This is a genomic window from Gordonia sp. YY1, assembly GCF_009872315.1.
GTDB classification, from domain to species: Bacteria; Actinomycetota; Actinomycetes; order Mycobacteriales; family Mycobacteriaceae; genus Gordonia; species Gordonia amicalis.
Window position 1 is genome coordinate 60,002 of the sequence record NZ_WXYI01000004.1, and the last position, 20,563, is coordinate 80,564.

16 protein-coding genes are annotated in these 20,563 nt (G+C 66.5%); 7 read left to right on the top strand and 9 right to left on the bottom strand.

The genetic code is table 11. The annotated features are described in order from the left end of the window. The first annotated feature begins 221 nt into the window (after nt 1–221). From BPODLACK_RS07365 to BPODLACK_RS07375, 3 genes are all read left to right on the top strand, one after another. Entirely contained in the window at nt 222–656 is a 435-nt protein-coding gene (locus BPODLACK_RS07365) for a nuclear transport factor 2 family protein (protein WP_024499255.1), read from the top strand. Nucleotides 657–797: 141 nt separating this feature from the next. Continuing rightward, nucleotides 798–2,120, top strand: coding sequence for an NAD(P)H-binding protein (locus tag BPODLACK_RS07370; RefSeq protein WP_024499254.1), 1,323 nt, complete (start codon nt 798–800; stop codon nt 2,118–2,120). Between the two features lie 131 nt (nt 2,121–2,251). Then, nucleotides 2,252–3,268: a YihY/virulence factor BrkB family protein gene (locus BPODLACK_RS07375; protein WP_024499253.1), complete on the top strand. Its 1,017-nt coding sequence runs from the start codon at nt 2,252–2,254 to the stop codon at nt 3,266–3,268. 4 nt (nt 3,269–3,272) lie between these two features. Here BPODLACK_RS07375 and BPODLACK_RS07380 read toward each other — a convergent pair whose 3' ends face one another. The 4 genes from BPODLACK_RS07380 to BPODLACK_RS07395 form a co-directional block, all read right to left on the bottom strand. Further along, on the bottom strand, nt 3,273–4,787 hold the full coding sequence (locus BPODLACK_RS07380) for an acetyl-CoA hydrolase/transferase family protein (protein WP_024499252.1): 1,515 nt from the start codon (nt 4,785–4,787) through the stop codon (nt 3,273–3,275). A gap of 141 nt (nt 4,788–4,928) precedes the next feature. Further along, nucleotides 4,929–5,249 carry a DMT family transporter gene (locus BPODLACK_RS07385; RefSeq protein ID WP_024499251.1) on the bottom strand — a complete coding sequence of 107 codons (321 nt, stop codon included), beginning with the start codon at nt 5,247–5,249 and terminating at the stop codon, nt 4,929–4,931. A 2-nt stretch (nt 5,250–5,251) separates the two neighbouring features. After that, nucleotides 5,252–5,602 (bottom strand): DMT family transporter, encoded by a 351-nt coding sequence (locus BPODLACK_RS07390; RefSeq protein ID WP_024499250.1) that lies wholly within the window; start codon nt 5,600–5,602, stop codon nt 5,252–5,254. A 102-nt stretch (nt 5,603–5,704) separates the two neighbouring features. Then, nucleotides 5,705–6,169 (bottom strand): DoxX family protein, encoded by a 465-nt coding sequence (locus BPODLACK_RS07395; RefSeq protein ID WP_024499249.1) that lies wholly within the window; start codon nt 6,167–6,169, stop codon nt 5,705–5,707. A 115-nt stretch (nt 6,170–6,284) separates the two neighbouring features. Here BPODLACK_RS07395 and BPODLACK_RS07400 point away from each other — a divergent pair, with 115 nt between their 5' ends. Next, complete coding sequence (locus BPODLACK_RS07400; RefSeq protein ID WP_159404996.1) at nt 6,285–6,758, top strand: MarR family winged helix-turn-helix transcriptional regulator; 474 nt, start codon at nt 6,285–6,287, stop codon at nt 6,756–6,758. 59 nt (nt 6,759–6,817) lie between these two features. Here BPODLACK_RS07400 and BPODLACK_RS07405 read toward each other — a convergent pair whose 3' ends face one another. From BPODLACK_RS07405 to BPODLACK_RS07420, 4 genes are all read right to left on the bottom strand, one after another. Continuing rightward, nucleotides 6,818–10,282 carry a serine/threonine-protein kinase gene (locus BPODLACK_RS07405; protein WP_159404997.1) on the bottom strand — a complete coding sequence of 1,155 codons (3,465 nt, stop codon included), beginning with the start codon at nt 10,280–10,282 and terminating at the stop codon, nt 6,818–6,820. Between the two features lie 161 nt (nt 10,283–10,443). Beyond that, a complete protein-coding gene (locus BPODLACK_RS07410; RefSeq protein WP_159404998.1) occupies nt 10,444–11,457 on the bottom strand; it encodes an NAD(P)H-dependent flavin oxidoreductase in 1,014 nt (337 codons plus the stop codon). Nucleotides 11,458–11,475: 18 nt separating this feature from the next. After that, on the bottom strand, nt 11,476–12,942 hold the full coding sequence (locus BPODLACK_RS07415) for a sugar porter family MFS transporter (RefSeq protein ID WP_159405094.1): 1,467 nt from the start codon (nt 12,940–12,942) through the stop codon (nt 11,476–11,478). Nucleotides 12,943–13,119: 177 nt separating this feature from the next. Then, nucleotides 13,120–15,516 carry a sensor domain-containing protein gene (locus BPODLACK_RS07420; RefSeq protein ID WP_407043644.1) on the bottom strand — a complete coding sequence of 799 codons (2,397 nt, stop codon included), beginning with the start codon at nt 15,514–15,516 and terminating at the stop codon, nt 13,120–13,122. Nucleotides 15,517–15,836: 320 nt separating this feature from the next. Here BPODLACK_RS07420 and BPODLACK_RS07425 point away from each other — a divergent pair, with 320 nt between their 5' ends. The 3 genes from BPODLACK_RS07425 to BPODLACK_RS07435 all read left to right on the top strand — a co-directional run bounded on the left by BPODLACK_RS07425 (nt 15,837) and on the right by BPODLACK_RS07435 (nt 18,900). Next, nucleotides 15,837–17,000 (top strand): beta-ketoacyl synthase N-terminal-like domain-containing protein, encoded by a 1,164-nt coding sequence (locus BPODLACK_RS07425; protein ID WP_159405000.1) that lies wholly within the window; start codon nt 15,837–15,839, stop codon nt 16,998–17,000. Nucleotides 17,001–17,094: 94 nt separating this feature from the next. After that, on the top strand, nt 17,095–17,985 hold the full coding sequence (locus tag BPODLACK_RS07430; RefSeq protein ID WP_159405001.1) for a hypothetical protein: 891 nt from the start codon (nt 17,095–17,097) through the stop codon (nt 17,983–17,985). Nucleotides 17,986–18,033: 48 nt separating this feature from the next. Further along, complete coding sequence (locus BPODLACK_RS07435) at nt 18,034–18,900, top strand: LLM class F420-dependent oxidoreductase (RefSeq protein ID WP_024499241.1); 867 nt, start codon at nt 18,034–18,036, stop codon at nt 18,898–18,900. Nucleotides 18,901–18,969: 69 nt separating this feature from the next. Here BPODLACK_RS07435 and BPODLACK_RS07440 read toward each other — a convergent pair whose 3' ends face one another. Next, complete coding sequence (locus BPODLACK_RS07440; protein WP_024499240.1) at nt 18,970–20,562, bottom strand: ABC transporter permease; 1,593 nt, start codon at nt 20,560–20,562, stop codon at nt 18,970–18,972. Nucleotide 20,563 lies beyond the last annotated feature (1 nt).

The window sequence follows — 20,563 nt, forward strand, 5'->3', positions numbered from 1 at the left end:
ACTCCCTGACGGGAGTCTGGAGGTGTCTATAGTCGGCAGGGTGCGGCCATGACGTGGAGGAACGGCCGTCGCCCGTCGATTGGTTCGAGATGTCTGACCTGGTGGCAGATTGGCCTGGTCGACGACCGAAGTGCCTCTGCCCCACCGCGGATCGGCTTCCGTCCGAACCACTGACCACGACCCGGCATCGCCCGTGGCGGTGCGCACAGAAACGGAGAGCCGTGAACACCTCAGAGATCGCCGACCGGTTCGATATCGCCGACACGCTCTACAGATATGCCCGTGCCGTCGACACGAAGGACTGGGATCTGTGGCGCTCGGTGTTCACTGCCGACGCCACGGTCGACTATTCCTCGGCGCCCGCCGGTCGATCGGGAAGCCGCGACGAGATCGCCGCGTGGCTGGAGGAGAGCTTCGCATTCGTCACGGTCAGCCAGCACTTCATCACCAACATCGAATACTCCTTCGAGGGCGACCGCGCCCAGGTCCGCGCGATGTTCTACAACCCCATGCAGTTCGTGGGGATGACCGAACTCAGCACGTGCGGCGGGAACTATCACCACTCGATGGTGCGCACCGAAACGGGCTGGCGGAGCGAACGCCTGCACGAAGAGAGCCTCTGGTTCGTCAATTCGCCCCTTGCGCAGGACGACTGACGACGCGACGCGACGCCGTCCGGCGTTACCGACCTGTGGCCAGAGGGAACGATCCGGCACCAACACCTGGCGACGGGCCCGGCGTCGAGGTTTCCGCTCCTAGCCTGAGGGGTAACGCCCGAAGGCACACAGAGGAGTCATGTGAACGACACGCGAACCTGTCTGGTCACCGGAGCGACCGGCTACGTCGGCGCCCGGCTGGCACCCCGGTTGCTCGACCGCGGTCACCGTGTCCGTGCGCTGGCCCGGACACCGTCGAAGCTGGCCGACGCGCCGTGGACGGCCGACCCGCGTGCAGAGGTCGTCCAGGGTGACCTGTCGGACCGTGACTCACTGGTGGCGGCCTTCGACGGCGTCGACGTCGTCTATCACCTGGTTCATTCGATGAGCACCGACGCAGACTTCGCAACCGAAGAGCGACGCTCTGCTGAGAACGTGGTGGCAGCTGCACAGGAGTGCGGCGTGTCCCGGATCGTCTATCTGGGTGGGTTGCATCCAGAGGGAACCGAACTGTCCGAACACCTGGCATCGCGGGCCGAGGTCGGCGACATCCTCATCGAGTCGCCGGTCGAAGCCGTCGCGCTGCAGGCCGGAACCCTCATCGGGTCCGGATCGGCGTCGTTCGAACTCATCCGCCACCTCACCGAGCGGTTGCCGGCGATGACGACACCGCGGTGGGTCAGCAACAAGATCCAGCCCATTGCCGTCTCCGACGCGATGCACTACCTCGTCGAGGCCGCGACCGCGGAGGTCCCGTCGTCTCGAACCTGGGACATCGGCGGACCGGATGTGCTGGAGTACGGCGACATGATGCGGATCTACGCACAGGTCGCCGGGCTCCGCCCGCGGACGATGGTCGTCCTTCCGTTCCTCACACCGTCGGTGGCGAGTCGTTGGGTCCGCTTCGTGACACCTATCCGGGGAAAGATCGCCCGGCCGCTGATCGAGTCGCTGGAATGCGACGCCGTCTGCCGAAACCGCGACATCGACTCGATCATCCCCCGCCCACCGGGCGGGTTGACGCCGTACAGCCGCGCAGTCGCCGAGACACTGAACCGGGCCGAACGTGGTGCCGCACCGGCGACGTGGGCGAAGGCCGCCGCGGATGTGCCTGCTTCCGAACCGATCCCGACCGACCCCGACTGGGCCGGAGAAGAGGTGTTCGAGACGAGTACGACGACCGTCGAGAACGGATCCGCCGACGAGATCTGGGATTCCCTCGAGCGGCGCGGGCAGGTGGTCGGCGAGAAGCGTCCCGAGTTCCTGCGCGTTCGGGTGAGCGAGGACTCACGCGGGAACGGGTTCATCGAATACGCGTTGCGCGACCTCGGTGGCGATTCCCCACGTACCGAGGTGACCACCACCTGCCGCTTCTTTCCCCACGGGATCGTCGGACTCGCCTACTGGCGACTCGGAGGTCCGTTTCGCGCACTCGGTGTGCCGTCCGCGGATCCGTTTCACTGAGGCGCAGATCGGATTCGCCGACCAACGGACCGGGCTACCGGGGATCGGGCGTCTCACGGGATACAGTCAGCGGACCCGCCGATCGGGCGGTGCCAGCACGACCGGGCGGACGACGAGCAGAAGGTGATCGGGTGTCGCTGTCGGAACGGATCGACGACTTCCAGCGACGTCATCCGGCGACCGGGTTCCCCCTGGCGGTGATCTACAAGTTCGTCGACGATCAGGGCGCGTACCTGGCAGCACTCTGCACCTATTACGCGTTCATCTCCCTGTTCCCGCTGCTGTTGTTGTTCTCGACGATCCTGGGCATCGTGCTCGCCGACAATCCGGAACTGCAGGAGCGGATCCTGGACTCGGCGATGAGTCAGATCCCGGTCATCGGGAGCCAGCTCGGAGAGCCCGAGAAGCTCAGCGGCGGGATCCCGGCCCTCGTGATCGGTGTGCTCGTCTCGCTGTACGGCGGTCTGGGTGTCGCCGTCGCGGCCCAGAATGCGATGAACACGATCTGGGCAGTGCCACGCAACGAACGACCGGACCCGATCTTCGTGCGTCTGCGCGGCCTGGTGCTGCTGTCGACGGTCGGCCTCGCCGTCATCGGACTGACCGTTGTCAACGGCCTCGCCGCCGGTATCGAGCTGGGCGTCGTCGGACGCTGGTTCGCGATTCTCGGCTCTGTCGTGCTGAGCACGTCCGTCTTCATCGTGGCGTTCCGGTTCGGTACCGCTCGAGCCCTGTCGGTGCGCGACGTCCTACCCGGTGCGCTGGCGGCCGCGGCGTGCTGGCAGGCGATCCAGACCTTCGGCGCGGTGTACGTCGCACGCGTCATCGCCAACGCGAGCTCCACCAACGGCGTCTTCGCCATCGTTCTCGGGCTGCTCGCGTTTCTCTATGTGACCTCGATCGTGCTGGTGTTCTGCCTCGAAGCCAATTCCGTACGAGTGGATCACCTGTATCCGCGATCGCTGCTGACACCGTTCACCGACAACGTCATCCTCACCGAAGGCGACGAGGCCGCCTACTCGGCGCAGGTCAGGGCGCAGCGGAACAAGGGGTTTCAGGCGATCGACGTGACTTTCGACAACCCACGCGAGGACCGCACGAACGGGGAGGACGCCCCGGGTGGTCAGGGTGGAGACGATTCGCGCTGAGTCCTCAGCGCATGGAGCCGGTCTCCAGGTACCGCTGATGGAAGCTGAACGCCTCACCGAGGATGTGCGGGGTCTGGCCGGCGGCCGGCATCGCCTCGGCGCGGACGAAGTAATCGTTCAGCATCGGCCGGAACTCCGGGTGCGCACATTTCTCGATGATCAGGGGCGCGCGGCGTCGCGGCGACAGGCCACGTAGGTCGGCCAACCCGTGTTCGGTGACGATCACCTGGCAGTCGTGTTCGGTGTGGTCGACGTGTGGCGTCATCGGCACGATCGACGAGATCGCGCCGTCGCGGGCCGTCGACGGACTCAGGAACAACGACACATAACCGTTGCGGGCGAAGTCACCCGACCCGCCGATGCCGTTCATGATCCTGGTGCCCATCACGTGCGTCGAGTTCACGTTGCCGTAGATGTCGGCCTCCAGCATGCCGTTCATCGCGATCACACCGAGACGGCGGACGACCTCGGGATGGTTGCTGATCTCCTGCGGACGCAGGGTGATGTGGTTCCGGTAGAAGTCGATGTTGGACGTCAGTTCCTCGATACCCGCCTCGCTCAGTGCCAGTGCGGTCGACGACGCGTGTGAGACGGTCCCGTCCTTGATCAGCCGCAGCATGCTGTCCTGGATGACCTCGGAATAGCAGGTCAGTCCCTTGTAGGGGCCGCGGTCCAGACCGCCGAGCACGGCGTTGGCGACGTTGCCGATACCTGCTTGCAGAGGAAGCAGCGTGTCGGCGGGTAGCCGGCCGTTGCGGACCTCGTAGTCGAAGAAGTCGAGGACGTGACCGGCGATCGCCTCACTGATGGCGTCGGGCGGGGTCACGGGGCTGGCGCTGTCGCGGTGGTCGGTCTCCACGACGGCGACGACCTTGGCCGGGTCGACCCGGAAGGTCGGCTGGCCGATCCGGTCCTGTACGCGGGTCAGCGGGATCGGCTTGCGGTTGGGCGGAAGTGCCGTGCCGTAGTACACGTCGTGCATTCCCTCGACGCCCGCGGGTACCCACGAGTTGACCTCGAGGATGACCTTCTCGGCCACGTCGAGCCAGGTCTTGTTGTTGCCGATGGACGCGGACGGAATCAGCTCCCCCGATTCGGTGATTCCGGCAACCTCGACGACGGCGACGTCGACTTTGCCGTAGTAGCCCACCCACACCTGCTGGGCCACGTGGGACAGGTGTATGTCGACGTAGTCCATCCGACCGTCGTTGATGCGTTTACGGGCGGTGGCCTCCGACTGGTACGGCATCCGCAGTGCGATGCCGTCGACCTCGGTGAGGAGGCGTTCGGTCTCGGTCGAGACCGAGGCGCCGGTCAGCAGGTTGATGGTGAAATTCGAACCTGTCGCCCGGGCTCCCCTGATCTTGTCCGCGAGGGCGGGGATGATCACCTTCGGTGTTCCGGCACTGGCAAATCCGCTGATCGCCACGGTGTCGTCGGGCTGGATGAACTGCACTGCGTCGTCGGCGGACATCACCTTCGACGCGTATGCGGTGCTGCGAATACGTCCCGACGGCACGGAACTACCTACGGTGGGGGTCACGTCCCTCAGGATAAGCGCAGGTCGAAATGATCACGGTCACGGATGACCGAGGCATGTCGATCGCGGCATGGTATGAGGCCTCGGGTGAGTTGGGTCGGTTGACCTGTCCGGTAGGTCTCAGTGCACAGCGCCCAGCTCGACGAGCAGCACTCCCACGACGATGACTCCGATGCCGGCCAGCACCCGGGGGGTGAGTCTTTCCCGGAACAGGAAGTGGGCTGCGATGGCGGTCGCCGCCACACCGGCCGCCGCCCAGATCCCATAGGCGACACCGAGCGGGATTCCCAGACGAAGTGCGACTGTCAGTGCGACGAAGGCGGTGAGATAGCCGACCACCACGATCCCGTAGAACCGCGGTCTCCCGTCGGTGGCCACGCGGAGTGCGAGCGTGGCACTGACCTCCGCCACGATCGCCAGGATGACGAATACGTACCCCACGTTCAGGCCTCGTCGATCATCGCGGCGACCGGTGCGTGGGACGAGGACCCGGATTCGACGAGCACGACCCCGATCATGATGCACACGATCCCCACCGCCATGACGGGACTGAACGCCTCATCGAAGATCAGGGCGGCGAGCACCGCCGTCAGGGCGACGCCGGCCGCCGACCACACGCCGTACGCGACGCCGATCCCCATCCCCCGCTTCAGGACTGCGGCCAGCAGCATGAAGGCCGTCGCGTAGCCGACGACCACCACGAGGTAGAGGACCGGGAGTGATTCCGAGCCTTTGAGAGACAACGTCGCGGCGACCTCGGACACGATCGCGCCGATGAGGAGGATCCTGGGCAATGGGGTTCCTTCGACGGTTGAGGGACTTCGCGCGAAATCTACCCCGCCAACGGCTCGGACCCGCAGCCTGGGCTGCGGGTCCGAAAACGGGTGTGTGTGCGGTCAGTTGGCGGAGCCGACCGTCGTCGCCGGACGGTTGCCGTCGACGGCGCGCCAGGGTGCCTTGGTGCCGAGGATCGCGTCGATGCTGAGACGGCCTGCGCCGACCACGGCCAGCAGAAGCGCGCCGGCGCCGAGTGCCAGCACGAGTTCATAGCCGCCGTCGGAGGCCCAGATGCCGTTGTCGATGTGGGCGATGAACAGCGCGCCCAGCATGTCGAGGAAGAACAGCAGGCCGACGACCGGGGTGAGCAGACCGGCGATCAGAGCGATACCGCCGAGGATCTCGAGCCAGGTGACGAGGAACGCCGAGATCGCGGGCAGTGGAACGTCCATCATCTCGAACCCGGCTTTGGGGCCGGCCCACCCGTTCTGCTGGAACTTCTGCAGGCCATGGGCGAGGAAAACGGCGCCGAATGCGATGCGTGCGAGGAGGATTCCCACGCTCCGGACGATGGGACTGGACATGGAAAACCGCCTTGAGCTCGAGGATTCACTTGATGTGTCAATTGATGAACCTAGGCCCAATGAGTTGATGAGTCAAGTGAAGCTTCAAGTAATGGAGATCGGATAGACTGCGCGAATGTCCGGTGAGCAGGAGCCCAGATGGCTCGACGACGAGGAGATGGACGCCTGGATTCAGGTGGCCACGGCGCTGGCTCGGCTCCCCCATGCGCTCGACGCTCAACTGCTCCGGGAAGCGCAGCTCACCCACTTCGAATACGAGGTCCTCTCCGCGTTGTCCGAAGCGCCCGACCGTACGTTGCGGATGAGTGAGCTCGCCGAGATGTCCTATGGTTCCCTGTCGCGTCTCTCCCATGTCGTGGGTCGGCTGGAGAAACGAGAATGGGTGCGCCGCCATCAGTGCCCGGAGGACGGTCGCTTCACGAATGCGGTTCTGACAGAAGCGGGTTGGGAGAAGGTCGTGGCTACTGCGCCCGGTTATGTCGCCAATGTGCGCCGGCTCGTCGTCGACCGCCTGACCCGTGCGCAGTTGCGTCAGGTGTCAGCGATCGGGCGACGCGTCAACGACAGCGACGAACCCGGCAGGCGCTGACGGTCGTCCACTGCTCGCGGTCAACTGCTGTGTGCCGACGACACCGGGCAACTCGATCCTCACTCCGTGAGGGGCGACATGTGCAGTCTGTCCAGGAACGGGACGACCACCGGGTCCACGTCCCCGCGAGCGGTCGTGCCCAGTCTTCGGACGATGTGTTGCACACCGGATCCCGCATCGAGCACGGGTTGCACGAGACCCAGACGGGCACAGCGATCGAGGATCGGGAGAAGCAGTTCCTCCGCCTCGGCGAGGGACCCGCTCGCGGCCAGGCATTCGGCCAGGAGCAGCCGGGCGTCGAGCTCCGCTCTCGGCCGGGTCGTCGCGTCGATCGACCCGGCCAGGGCGCGTGCCCGTCGGCACGCGGCGTTCCGGGTGTCGGTGGTACCGACGGCCAGGAGTGCGCGGATGGCTGCCTCCTCGGTCTTTTCGGCGGTGACCTGAACGATTCCGTCCGGAAGGTCGTGCGGCATCTCGGCCGGGAACGAATCAGCGGACAGCGCTGACGCACCGATACCCGAACGGATGCGTTCGGCCGTGATGTGGGCGGCCAACCGCGGGAGATTCAGCGCCTGTGCCAGCCGTTCGCCCTCGTCCAGCCGCTCGGCGGCCTGGTCATCTTGCCCGAGAGCGTGTTTCGCGCGTGCGCCGACGACATAGGTGGCGAGCATGATCTCGACGATGCCCCCCTCGGCGCCGAGGTTGTAGGTGTCGTCGAGGAGCCGCTGGGCCTCGTCCACATTCCCGCGTTCGTACAGCAACTCCCCGAGGAGCGCGCCACTGAGCCGGGAGCCGTAGGAGCGGTCCTCGTCGGAGGCACGAGCGAGTCCCATCGCGTGCCGGAACGATGCCTCGGCGGCGTCGAAGTCCAGTTGTTCCCGCGCCGCCACGCCGTCGAGGATGTATCCGTAGATGACGCTGAACGGTCCTTTCGTCCTGCGGTGGTGCGGACGTGCCCAGCGCTGCCATTCCCGGGCCTCGTCGTAGGCGAACCGTTGGATCTCGCGGAACGATGCGACGGCGGCGACGCCGGACAGAACCCACGGACGCAGGCGCTCGGCGCGCACCATGCAGGCCCCGACGGCCTCGTCGACGCCCTCGAGTTGATCGTCGAGAACATTCATCGAGGCACGGATGAGTCCGGTCTCCGCGCGGATGTCGGCGACATCGCCATCGGGGCCGGCGCCGGCCGGGAGTGCGGCATCGATGGAGGCGAGCGCCGTGTTCGCCGGTGCCCGGTGGTGAAGAAGCGCGTGCGCCCAGGCGAGCGCCAGCTGGAGATCCGGTCGCTGCCTGCGCGTTGTCACCGGGAGCTTGGCGGCGAGGCCGAGCAGGGTGCTCATCTTGGACTGTTCGAGCAGGTCGTAGCCTTCGCGTTCGACCAGGTCGATCGCCTCGGACTCATCGCCGGCGGCGAGGAAATGGTCGACGGCCGGGCTGAACATGCGCCGCTCGGCGAACCACGCGGCTGCTCGCCGGTGGAGATCGTCGCACCTGTCGGACTCCTGCCGTTCGAGTCGACGACGCAGGAAGTGGGCGAACAGGTTGTGGTAGCGGAACCACTGTCCTTCGGGGTCGAGTCGGGTGAGGAACAGGTCACGTTCCTCGATGTCCTCGAGCATGCTCTGGGTGTGGCGTCGGCCCGTCAACGCGGCCGCCAGCGACGCACAGATCCGTTCGCTGACCGAGGTCGCCAGGAGGAAGTCGAGGAGGTCCGGGTCGAGGCTGTCGAGGACGTTCTCGGCGAGGTACTCCCCCAGTTCGCGGTGGTTCGCCGAGAACTGACGGATCGCCGCGCGGGGATCGTCGTGCTCGCGCAGCGCCAGGGACGCCAGCTGCAGGGCGGCCACCCAGCCGTCGGTGGTCTCCTCGAGCTCGGCGACATCGGTGTCGTCGATCGGCAGCCCGGTTCCCCCGGTGAGTAGCTCGCGAGACTCGTCGATGTCGAAACGCAGTGCGGCGGCGTCGATTTCGATGAGTTCGTTCTTCACTCGAAGACTGCTGAGCGGCAGATATCGGCGTGTGCGGCTGGTGACGACGAGCTGGATGTGGTGGCAGCCGTTGTCGATCAGGAACTGCGCGATCGCCCGGCTCGCCGGGTTGGTGATCCGATGCCAGTCGTCGAGGACGATGCGGATGTGCTCGTCGGTCGTGTGGGCGCGATTGATCAGCGTGGTCAGCACGTAGCGCTCGGCGCCTTCGCCGTACTCCTCCAAGGTGCGGGTGAGCTCATTCCCCAGGCCGGGAAACGTCACGCTGATCGCGTCGACGAGGTGCGACAGAAACCATGCGGGTGTGTTGTCGTCCTCGTCGATCGCCAACCACGCCGTCTTTCCGCCGGTGGTCTCGGCTGCCTGGACGTACTGGGCGGCCAGCACGGTCTTCCCGTATCCCGCGGGTCCGTGGATCAGGATCAGCCGTGCCCGATTGCCGGTGGTCAGCCGCGCGAGCAACCGGGTGCGTGGAACCGTGGCGTGGGCCAGGACCGGCGGCCGGTACTTGGCGGTGATGACGGGCGGACGCCCCGAATCCGATCCGTCGGCGCGGGTGTCGAGGTGTGGGTACTCCGAGGTGTCCGTGGACGAGTCGGACTCGGTCAGCGCGGGACCGTCGATGTCGGCGAACAGCGGTACCGGCACCTCGGGTACGGGATATCCGAGTTCGAGGCCCGCCTGCCGCAGGGCTTCACCGAACTCGCGTGCCGTCGCATAGCGGTCTGCGGGTGTGGGGGCCATCGCCCGCGCGATGACCGTCCACAGGGGCTCCGGTATGCCTTGCGCTCGGAGGTCCGGAATCGGTTCGGTGGTGATCCGCAACAGCTGGGCGACCAGGTCCTCGTTCTTGCGACGCCCGTACGCCGGTCGGCCGGCCAGCGCCGCGAACAGTACGGCGCCGAGCCCGTACACGTCGGAGAGCACCGATGGTGACTCACCGCGCAGCACTTCCGGCGCGGTGTAGGCCGGTGTGCCGAGGACCAGTCCGCGGGTGGTGTCGTCGCGATCGGCGAGCCGGGCGATGCCGAAGTCGGTCAGCTGTGGTTGGCCGTACTCGGTGAGAAGGATGTTCGAGGGTTTCAGATCTCGATGCAGAACGCTGGCCCGATGGGAGGTCTCCAGGGCGCCGGCGATCTTGATCCCGAGGTCGAGGACCTCGTCGACCTCGCAAGGCCCTCGGCGACGGAGCCGCGTGTCCAGCGAGCCGCGGGCGTGGAAGGGCATGACGATGTACGGGAATCCCGATCGCGTCACGCCGGCCTCGAGAATGTGGACGATGTTGGGGTGACCCGACAGACGGCCCATCGCCTGCTGTTCGCGAAGGAACCGGAGGCGATCGGTCTCGTCGCGGCCGGCCCGCAGCACCTTGACCGCCACCTCACGGTCGAGCGCAGGTTGGAGACAGCGGTAGACGACCCCGAACCCGCCACGCCCCGCGATCCGAGCGTTGGTGAAGCCCGCCGCGCTCAGATCATCCGCGATCTCCCGGGACGGGGGATCGGTTGGTCGCGTGACTGTCCGACGGGCCATCGCAGGTCCTAGAGATCGGCTCGTGTCGTCATCGATCGCGGCTGGTCGGGCGAACTCCGAATGTCTGGTTCGGCCGACAGACGCACCGCAGGCTCATTCATGGCGTCCCCTCGTCGTCTCAGAGTCTAGGCGCCGGGGCGCGGCGATTGCCGCGGCATGGGTCAGCCGAGACGGCGGATCGTGTCGGCCGCGGACTCGACGGCGGCGTCGCGGAATCCGCTCCCGGCCCAGAGGTTGATGCCGTCGGGGTCGGTGGCGGCGGCGCGTCGGATGCCACCGGTGAGCTTGTTGACCGCCGGATACTCGGCCACCGCGGCGTCGGAGAACTCGTCGGTGAAGCGGTTGCGCAGCGCCCGTGCGGGGCGTCCGCTGAATGCGCGGGTCACCACCGTTTCGGTGCGCGCCGGATCGGCCAGCGCGTCCGCGTGCGCCGGCTTGGTTCCGGCTTCGTGGGTGCGCAGCAGCACGGTGCCGACCTGCACCGCGACCGGACCGAGGGATCGCAGCTCGCCGGCTCGATCACGGGTCGACACACCGCCCGCCGCCACGAGAGGAAGATCGACGCGTGCAATCACCGCCCGGACGAGGTCGTCCAGCGGTTGGGTGGGCGGTTCGGTCCGACGGTCGAACACCGACCGATGACCGCCGGCGTCGGGTCCCTGCACACACAGCCAGTCGGCGCCGGCCTCGGCGGCCCTGCTCGCGTCGTCCTCGGTGGTGACGGTGACGCCCACGTTGCAGCCATGGCGTCGCAGTTCGCCGACGGTGTCGGCCGATGGGCAACCGAAAGCGAACGAGACGAAGGGAATTCGTTCGTCGCACATCAGCGCGATCTTGGCGTCGAACCGATCGTCGTCGTCGCCGAGTTCCTCGATGGCGGGCAGTTCCACGCCGAGAGAGGCGGCGTAGTCGAGGAGGCGATCGCGGTAGCGTGCCACGGCGTCCCGATTCACCGGTTCGGCCTCGGGGACGAAGATGTTCACCCCGAAGGTGTCGGTGCCCCCGTCGCGGACGGCGGCGATGTCCGACGCGAGGCGCTCGGGAGTCAGGTATCCCGCGGCCAGCTGGCCCAGTCCCCCGGCCATGCTCGCGGCGATGACCAGTTCGGGGGTCGTCGGACCGCCGGCCATCGGTGCCGCGACGACCGGCACGTCGAGGTCGCGCAGATCAGCCATGGACCGGTACTCCTCCGCTCATGCCTGTTCGGGGGCTCGGGCGGCGGTGATCCGGGACAGCCTGGATTCCGCGACCGAGTCCATGTCCTCGAGTTCCAGACCCTTCGTCTCCTCGACCTTCTTGAACACGTAGACGAACGATGCCGCGGCACAGAAGGCGAAGAAGCCGTAGATGATTCCGAGTCCCACGGCCTCGGTCATCGGCGGGAACAGCATCGAAATCGTGAAGTTGGCGATCCAGTTCACCGCGGTGCACACGCCGAGAGCGACACCTCGGATCCGATTGGGGAACATCTCCCCCAGCATCACCCACATGACCGGTCCCCAGGTGGCGGCGAAGGCGACGACGAACAGGTTTGCGCCGATCAGCGCGATCACACCCCACGGGTCGGGAAGTGTGACGTTCTCGCCCTCACCGATCTGCTGGGTGAACGCGACACACGCCATGAGCAGTCCGATGCACATCCCCACGGATCCGCCCAGGAGGAGTTTCCGGCGTCCGATGCGGTCGACGAACAGGATCGCCACGAACGTCATGGCCACGTTGATGACCGCCGTGATCACCGATGTCTTGAACGAGTCGCTCTCGGAGAATCCCACCGACTGCCACAGCGTCGTCGAATAGTAGAAGATCGCGTTGATGCCGACGAACTGCTGGAACACCGCGAGCCAGATGCCGACCCACACCAGCGGGTGAAGTCCGAACGACGGGCCGGTGATGTCCTTGATGGACGACTTGGACTCACGCTTGACGGTGAGCTTGATCTCCTTCACCCGATCGAGCGGGTTGTTCTCTCCGGTCACCTCCTGGAGAATGCGGGCTGCTTCCTCATCGCGGTTGCGGCCCACCAGATATCGCGGTGACTCGGGGATCATCAGAGCGAGCACGCCGTAGACGACGGCGGGTACGACACCCACGAGGAACATCCATCGCCAGGCCTCCAGACCCCACCAGAGGTCGTTTGACGCACTGCCGGCAGTGTCGGCGAGAACGGCATCCGACAGCAGGGCGGCGAAGATACCCATGGTGATGGCCAGTTGCTGCATCGATGCGAGTGCGCCGCGATAACGAGCGGGCGCGATCTCGGAGATGTAGGCCGGGGCGATGACCGAGGCGATACCGATGCCGATGCCACCGAGCACGCGCCAGAGCAGCAGGTCCGGAATCGTCTGCGTGTACGCGGTGCCGATCGCCGAAATGGTGAACAATGCCGAACCGAGCAGCATCACCCGCTTGCGGCCCCACACGTCGGCCAGTCGCCCGGCGAACCATGCGCCGAGGGCGCAACCGAGCAGTGCGATCGCGACGGCGAACCCCGTCATGAGCTTGCCGAGACCGAAATTCGATTCGATCGAGTCGACGGCGCCGTTGACCACGGAACTGTCGAAGCCGAAGAGGAATCCGCCGACGGCCGCGGCAACGGTGACGCCGATGACCTTCGCCGTGTGTTGTTCGGCGATCTCGCGTTGTTGCGCGTCGGCCATCACATGACCCCGCTCGCCGGTGTGTCGCAGCACGAATCCTGGGACATGTCCGTGACCTCGCTGTCCGGTTGCATGGCCGTCGTTTTCGACGGTTTCGCGCCCAATCTACTCGCGGAGCGAGACCACGCGGCGCACATCCGAACACGCGTCGGTCTCGATCTGGTCTGGACCGGCGGGTCAGAAGTCGTCCCGTACGTCTTGGGGGGCCGAGCTCGCCGCGCCCTCGGTCACGATCTCGGCGAGCGGTTTCGGCCGTCCGTAGTGGTAGCCCTGTGCGAGGTCGCACCGGACGGCGGCGATGGTGGCGGCCTGCTCGGCGGTCTCGACGCCCTCGGCGATCACCCGGACGCCCATCGCGTGCGCGACGTCGACGATGCCCGTGAGGATCGTGCGGGCGCTCGGGCGTTCCTCGAGGGCGTCGACAAACGCCTTGGCCGTTTTGAGGATGCTGACCGGCAGTCGATACAGCTCACTCAGTGAGGAAGCGCCCGTGCCGAAGTCGTCGAGGGCGATGTGGATGCCGAGTGCCCGGATCTCACGCAGCAGGTTGAGCAGGCCGCCGTCGAGCGGTGCGAGCGCGCTCTCGGTGATCTCCAGGCAGAGTGATCGCGGGTTCATGCCGGTCTGCTCGCAGGTCGCCGTGAGTCGGTGGAGGAATTCGCCGTTGGTGAGTTCACGCCGGGAGGCGTTGACGCACAACATGATCTGCGCCAGCTCGGGCGTCGCTGCCACCTCGGCGCAGGCCGTTGCCAAGACGTGCGCGCCGACCTTGTCGATGAGCGTGGATTGCTCTGCGAGAGGGATGAACTCGGCCGGCGGGATCGAACCGAGGTCGGGGTGATTCCACCGCAGGAGTGCTTCGAGCGCGACAAGCGTTCCAGTGTCGGTGGAGACGATCGGCTGGTAGTGGATCTCCAACTGCGAGCGGTCGGTGTCCAGGGCGCGGCGCAGTTCCTCTTCGATCCGCTGGCGGCGCTGGAGTTCTTCCCGGTGCTGCGTCCGAAACTGGACGTACGGTTCTCGAGATGCCTTGCGTGCCTGGTAAAGAGCGATATCAGCATCGCGAAGGAGATCCGTGGGGGTGTACCGTTCGCCCGCCGCAACGGTGGCCACGCCGATGCTCACCCGCACCGTCAGCGGTTCGCTGCGGATGCTCACCCTCACGGGAGGTCTGATCGCGGCGCGCACCGACTCGATCTGTCGATCGATCTCGGCGGTCGTGCTCTCTTTCGTGTGGGTGGTGACCAGGACGAACTCGTCGCCCCCGATCCGCCCGACCGCACCCGCCGGGGGCGTCGCCGCCGCGAGCCGCTGGGCGACGGCGTGGAGCACCTCGTCGCCGACGGCATGACCGAGCGAATCGTTGACGAGTTTGAAATTGTCGAGGTCGATGTAATAGATCGCCACGCAACCGGAGTCGTGTTCGGCCAGGGCATCCATATGCGCCTCGAGCTCCTTGAGGATCCCCGCCCGGTTGTACAGCTGGGTGAGTGGATCGTGGACCGCGTCCCACGCCAGCCGGGTCCGCTCGCGATAGCGCTCGGTGATATCGGCGAAGGACACCAGTGCGACCGCGTCGGAGGTGTCGTCGTCGATCGGCCGGCAGCTGCACGACAGCCATCGCTCGCCGCCCGGCGTGTTGATCGTCGCGGTCGCATCGGTGATCGCGACCCCGGTCCTCAGACAACGGACGACCGGCGATTCACCGTCGACGAAGTCGAGCGGCAGATCGTGGACGAGCGAACCGGGCACGCTTTGTGGACCGAGCATGGTCGCGGCGGCCGGATTCGCCAGTTCGATTCTGCCGTCCTCTCGCACCACGATCACTGCCTGATGCAGGGCGGCCAGGATGGTGCCCAGGCGTTCGATCAGCGGTCTGCGAGTGGCTTCGGCGACGATCAGGAAGCCATCGTCCATCGACGTCACCGAGATGTGGGCCAGGAAGGTCCGATCGTTGTCGGCACGGCGGTGGAGTTGGTCCACCGTGCCACCCAGTGCCATCGCCGCCTTGATGTCGAGGGTGCCGCCGATGACCGAACCCAGTTCACGACCCAGGGCTTTGTCGGCGCTGATTCCGTACATCTGCTCGGCGGCGGGATTCCACGACCGCACGGTCATGTCCCGGTCGACGGCGATCACGGCGTTGCTGACGTGATCGAGCAACGCCGCCTGCCGCCGTAGAGCCACCTCGATCGCCTTCTGGGCGGTGATGTCGCGCAAGATCACCTGATAGGCGGGCTTGTCGTGCCACACCGTGCGTACCGAGGTGACCTCCATCGGACGTGACACCCCGTGGGCGTCGACCATCACGACTTCCTCCGGATACGTCGCCGCTCCGGCCTCCTCGCCCATGCTGACGATTCGCTCGATCATGTGCGCGAGTTCGTCAGGATGGACGAAGTCGGTGATCGGACGGCCGAGCATCTGACCCCGGTCGGTCACACGAGCGAAGTCGAGCGCCGCGGAGTTCACATAGACGATGACACCGTCCTGGTGTACGGCGATCGCGTCCGGACTGAGTTCGAGGAGGAGTCGGTAGCGTTCCGCCACCGCCGCGTCGCTGGATCGGGTCATCGGCTCGGCGTGCGGCGCGACGAGATCACCGTGGCCACCGTCCGTCGGCATCGATTCCGGCACTGCGTCAGTCCTCCCCCCACCCTGCTCCGAGCCCCCGCTGTTCATATTCCCCCACACAGGGGACAAATGGAGCGCGAAAACGACGGCAGAGTCGTGCCAAAGTCAGATTCGTCGCGACCGGCACCGTGAAATCTCGTCGCGACCGGCGCCGTGAGATGGGTCGAATGCCGCTTTCTGGGGGATTCTTGTGGGTGGGGTTCGGTCCGATGACCTCGACAATCGCTGTCAATTCCAAATCACGAAAAGGGAGTGCACCAATGACAAACAACAGATCGACCATTTCCGGTGTGGGAGCTGTGACCGGCTACGGATGGGGTCGGGAGGCCCTGTGGAACGGCCTCGTCTCGGGCAAGTCCGCAGCCGCGTTGCACGAAGGTTTCGGATTCGGTTCCGACGACCACGGGGGTCCGGGCTGGATCGTGCGAGTACCGGAGGGCGGCGACCAGGCGGACGGGAACACCCGGTTCGCGCGCGCGATGCGAAGTGCTGCGCGGGAGGCGATCGAGGATGCGTCGGAACGCGGTTGGCGTCCGGGCTCTCGCGTCGGGCTGGTACACGCCTGTGTGCTCGGCGATCTCGACATGTACCCGATGGTCACCTCCGGTGTCGGGCAGTACACGGGACGTCAGTACCTGTCCGTGACACCGTCCACGCCGGTCTCGCTCCTCATGCAGGAGTATGGCTTTCACGGTCCGGCCATGAACGTGTCGGCCATGTGCACCTCGGGGTCCGCGGCGATCGTGACCGCGAAGTCGTGGCTCGACTCCGATCTCGTCGACGACGTGCTCGTCGTCGCGACCGACCTGTCGGCGAAACCCGAGGTGGTCGGCATGTTCGTGCAGCTGGGCGTCGCCGTCACCGACACCGACGCACTCGACGCCTGCCGTCCGTTCCAGACCGGCAGCCGCGGTTTCACCTTCGGCGAGGCCGCCATCGCCTTCACGATGACCAACCGCGCGATCGACGGTTATGCAGATGTGTTGGGCGGGGCCATGTCCCACGACGCCTATCACGTCACCTCGATCGATCCGGAACTGACCAACGTCGTGGGCTGCGTGGAACAGGCGCTCTCGGCCGCCGGCGTCGCGGGCGAGGAGATCCGATATCTCAACGCGCACGGTCCGGGTACCGCGCAGTGTGATCGCGCCGAGGCGACGATCGCGGAGACGATGCTGCCCAACAGCGAGGTCTTCTCCGTCAAACCACTTGCCGGGCATTGCCAGGGAGCAGCGGGTGCGGTAGAGCTCGCCGCGTCGTTGCTCGGCTACGAGCGCGGCGAGATCCCGGCGACGCCGAGGGTGTCCGAGGGTATTCCGCAACTGCTCGACGGCCCGTCCCCTCTCGATGCGGGACCCACCGTCAAGACCTCGCTGGGGATGGGTGGCCACAACGCGGCGCTGGTGATCGCGCCCCAGCGCTGAGCGGAATCACGCCGACGCGGCGTGAATTGACCCTTTTCCATACCTATTCGGCGAGATCCAAGCGAAAACCCCAGCGAAGACTCACAATTCAGAGATGTCCAACGTGCCGGAGAACTCGGCGACCGACCGACCCACCACGGAGCACGGACCGAGGTCGGGTGCGCGTGGAGTTCTGACCGCGCTGTTGGACTCCCCCTTCGCCGGTATGTCGCCGTGGATCCTGATGGCACTGGTGACGGGACCGGGCCGCTTCGAGGAGGCAGCGGCGTCGGCCTTCGCACTTTCGTTGTTGCTGGTCGTGGGGACCCATCGCCGCGGGAGCAGCTTCAAACTGCTCGAATTGTTCGATGTGGCCTACTTCGGGACGATGGCCGCACTGGCTCTGTTCGCCTCGGACGATGTCATCGACTGGCTGGAAAAATGGGGCGGCGAGATGACCAACGTCGCGTTGGTGGCCTTCGCCCTGGGCTCGATCCTCGTGCGGCAACCCTTCACCCTCCAGTACGCCCGCGAGACCACCGAGCCGGAATACTGGACCAGTCCGCTGTTCCTGCGGATCAACTACGTCATCACCTGGGCGTGGGTCGGCGGTTTCGCCGTCGCAGCGATCTCGGGCGCCGTCGGGGACATCGTGTTGGACGACCCGAACAACTTCTGGACCGGCTGGATCATCCAGATCGGCGGCACGGTGTTCGCCATCGCGTTCACCGAGTTCTATCCCGATTACGCCACGTATCACGCCGCCGTCCGTGAGGGGTGGCCGACGGACGAGGAACCGCAGAGCATGTTCCACCTGTTCGAGTGGGTGCCCGGCTATGTCCTGGCGATCGGGATCGCCGGTCTGATGACCGAAGAACTGAGCACAGCTGTCGGGATCGGCGTCATCGTCGTCGGGGCGGTCGGAATCAAGGTCTTCCGTCAGCTGACCGCTGCGTTCGACACCCGCCTGGCCAGGACGGTGCCGGGAACGTCGGAAGGGCCATGAACCCGGTACTCGCGCCCCCCGCCGAGGACCGTCGGTAGTGTCGTGACCATGAATCTCGACGGGGTAGGAATCTGGAGTTCGCCACTACGATACGGAGACGCCGGGGAGGCCGCGGAAGCCGCTGCCGAACTCGACGAGTTGGGCTTCACCGCCCTCTGGGTTCCCGACGTCGGCGGTCCGGTTCTCGATTCGGTGCGCAACCTGCTCGGTGCCACCGAGAAGGCGGTGGTCGCCACCGGAATCCTCAACATGTGGATGCACGAACCCGCGGATGTCGCGGCCGCGCACGCGAGTTTTGCCGATGAGTTCGGTCCGCGCTTCCTGCTCGGCCTGGGTATCAGCCACGCTCCGCTCATCGACGCGCAGGAGGCCGGCCGCTACCAGAAGCCGCTCGCCACCACCCGCGCATTCCTCGACGGGCTCGACGCCGCGCCGCAGCCGGTCCCAGCGGACAGCCGGGTCCTCGCGGCACTCGGACCGAAGATGCTCGGTCTCGCGGCGGACCGGACACTCGGGGCCCACCCGTACCTGGTCACGCCCGAGCACACCGCCACCGCTCGCGAGACCCTCGGCGACGGACCGCTGCTCGCCCCCGAGCAGACTGCGATCTTCGCCGCGGACCGCGACGAGGCGCGTGCGGTCGGCACCAAGTGGCTCACGGGTTATCTCGCGATGCCCAACTACGCCAACAACCTTCGTCGCCTCGGTTTCACCGACGAGGACCTCACCACGGTCAGCGACCGGTTGTTCGACGCACTGATCGTCTGGGGCGACGAGTCGGCGATCCTGTCGCGCATCGACGAACACCGCTCCGCCGGCGCCGATCACGTGTGCGTCCAGGTGCTCCAGAAGGACCACCGCGGCTTCCCGCGCGAGCAGTGGCGCCGGCTTGCGGCGGCTCTCCGACAGAACTGATCGCGAACCGCGATCCGTATGACATCGAGTCCGGAAACCGGGCTCGATGTCATACGGATTCGGCTGAGCTCACGGAATGTCGCGCCGTCGGAATCCGGCGAAACCGATGGCCAGGAATCCGATGGTCACCATGCCGATCCACAGAAGGCCCCACCAGTTCGCGCCGGCGGCAACGACGTCGGGTACGTGGTGGAACGGACTGAAACCGAGTGCCCACCCAGGCAATTTGAAGCTCGGGCCGAGAATGGTCATCACGAAGGACACCAGCACACCGAGCCAGATCGCCGGACGGGCCACCGGTCGGGCGCCGATCACGGCGACTGCGAAGGCGATGACCGTCCAGGTCGCGGGGATCGTCGCAAGGGCTTGGAGCAGCGCGTCGCCGAAGGTGATCCCGATGTCGGCGGTGGACGCGAAGATCCCGACCACCATCCCGGCGATCAGCAGGAACGCCGCCGTGGCCAGCAGTGCGACAGCGACATTGGTGGCGATGTAGCGCACTCGGGCAACCGATGTCGCGAGCACCGCTTCGGCCCGGTCCTCGAGTTCCTCGGTACGCACGCGGTTGACGATCTGCACGCCCGCGACCGATGCGATGATCCCGACCAGACTGAGGATCGTCGTGACGAATGCGGAGATCAAATCGGCCGGGGACGCGGCGCCGGAGGCGAAGACCCCGGCCATCGCCGGATTCGCCTCCAGCAGGCCTTTCACCGACCTGGTGAAGTAACCGAAGACAACGCCCAGACCGATGAACCCCACCGACCACGAGGCGATCGGGGCTCGGTTGAGGCGGACCGCGAGGTCCATCGGCGTTCTGCTCCGCCCCCGCGGCGGTCCGGGCCTGGACGGGACGAGTCCCTGGCCGAAATCACGTGAGACCTGAAGTACGAAGCCGACTCCGGCGAGAACAACCGCGAGTGCGACTCCGAGTGCCAGCGGCCACCAGTGATCTCCCGTTGCCGGCCGCGTCTCCTGGACCCATCCGAGCGGGTTGGCCCACGTCGTCCAGGTCGGTGCGCTCACCGAATAGAGAAAGCCTCTCAGGACGAACAGCACGCCGAGCAGCGACACCGAGATCGTCGTCGCCGCACGGGCGTCGGCGCCCACCTGGGCGCTGACAACCGCGACGGCGGCGAACATCCAACCCGTGACGGCGAATCCGGCACCGAGCAACATCGACGACCCCCAGGCGCCGCCGCACAGTCCGGTGGCCACTGCGGCCACGACACCGATCGCCAGCGAGCACAGGACGGCCATCACCAGCGCCGTCAGCAGGCGTGCCGACCGACCGAGAACACCTGAAGCCAGCAATTCGGCCTGGCCGGAGTCCTCCTGCCCGCGACTGGCCTTGACGACGATGAGGATCGCGCCGAGCGCAGCGATGAACCCACCGAGTGCGAGACTGCGCCAGGCGTTGAAGCCGTCGACAGTCGACAGGTCGTAGGCCGGGCCGAAGATCAAACCCAGCGCCGGGTTGGCCCCGACCGTGGCCGCGAAGGCCCGCCTTTCCACGAGGTCGGGAAACAGCCAGGGGTACACGAGGACCGACGACACCGACAACGCCGTGGGCAGCACGATCCACGGAGCGAACGCTCTCGCCTCGTGGTGCAGCGTCGCGGTCAACAGCGGTCGCGTACCGGCGATCGAGGCGACGGCCATG

Coding starts and splice junctions, on each gene's coding strand:
- BPODLACK_RS07435 (WP_024499241.1), top strand. CDS start 18,034: ATGAATCTCGACGGGGTAGGAATCTGGAGTTCGCCACTACGATACGGA.
- BPODLACK_RS07400 (WP_159404996.1), top strand. CDS start 6,285: ATGTCCGGTGAGCAGGAGCCCAGATGGCTCGACGACGAGGAGATGGAC.
- BPODLACK_RS07430 (WP_159405001.1), top strand. CDS start 17,095: ATGTCCAACGTGCCGGAGAACTCGGCGACCGACCGACCCACCACGGAG.
- BPODLACK_RS07425 (WP_159405000.1), top strand. CDS start 15,837: ATGACAAACAACAGATCGACCATTTCCGGTGTGGGAGCTGTGACCGGC.
- BPODLACK_RS07410 (WP_159404998.1), bottom strand. CDS start 11,457: ATGGCTGATCTGCGCGACCTCGACGTGCCGGTCGTCGCGGCACCGATG.
- BPODLACK_RS07440 (WP_024499240.1), bottom strand. CDS start 20,562: ATGGCCGTCGCCTCGATCGCCGGTACGCGACCGCTGTTGACCGCGACG.
- BPODLACK_RS07415 (WP_159405094.1), bottom strand. CDS start 12,942: ATGGCCGACGCGCAACAACGCGAGATCGCCGAACAACACACGGCGAAG.
- BPODLACK_RS07395 (WP_024499249.1), bottom strand. CDS start 6,169: ATGTCCAGTCCCATCGTCCGGAGCGTGGGAATCCTCCTCGCACGCATC.
- BPODLACK_RS07405 (WP_159404997.1), bottom strand. CDS start 10,282: ATGGCCCGTCGGACAGTCACGCGACCAACCGATCCCCCGTCCCGGGAG.
- BPODLACK_RS07420 (WP_407043644.1), bottom strand. CDS start 15,516: ATGACCCGATCCAGCGACGCGGCGGTGGCGGAACGCTACCGACTCCTC.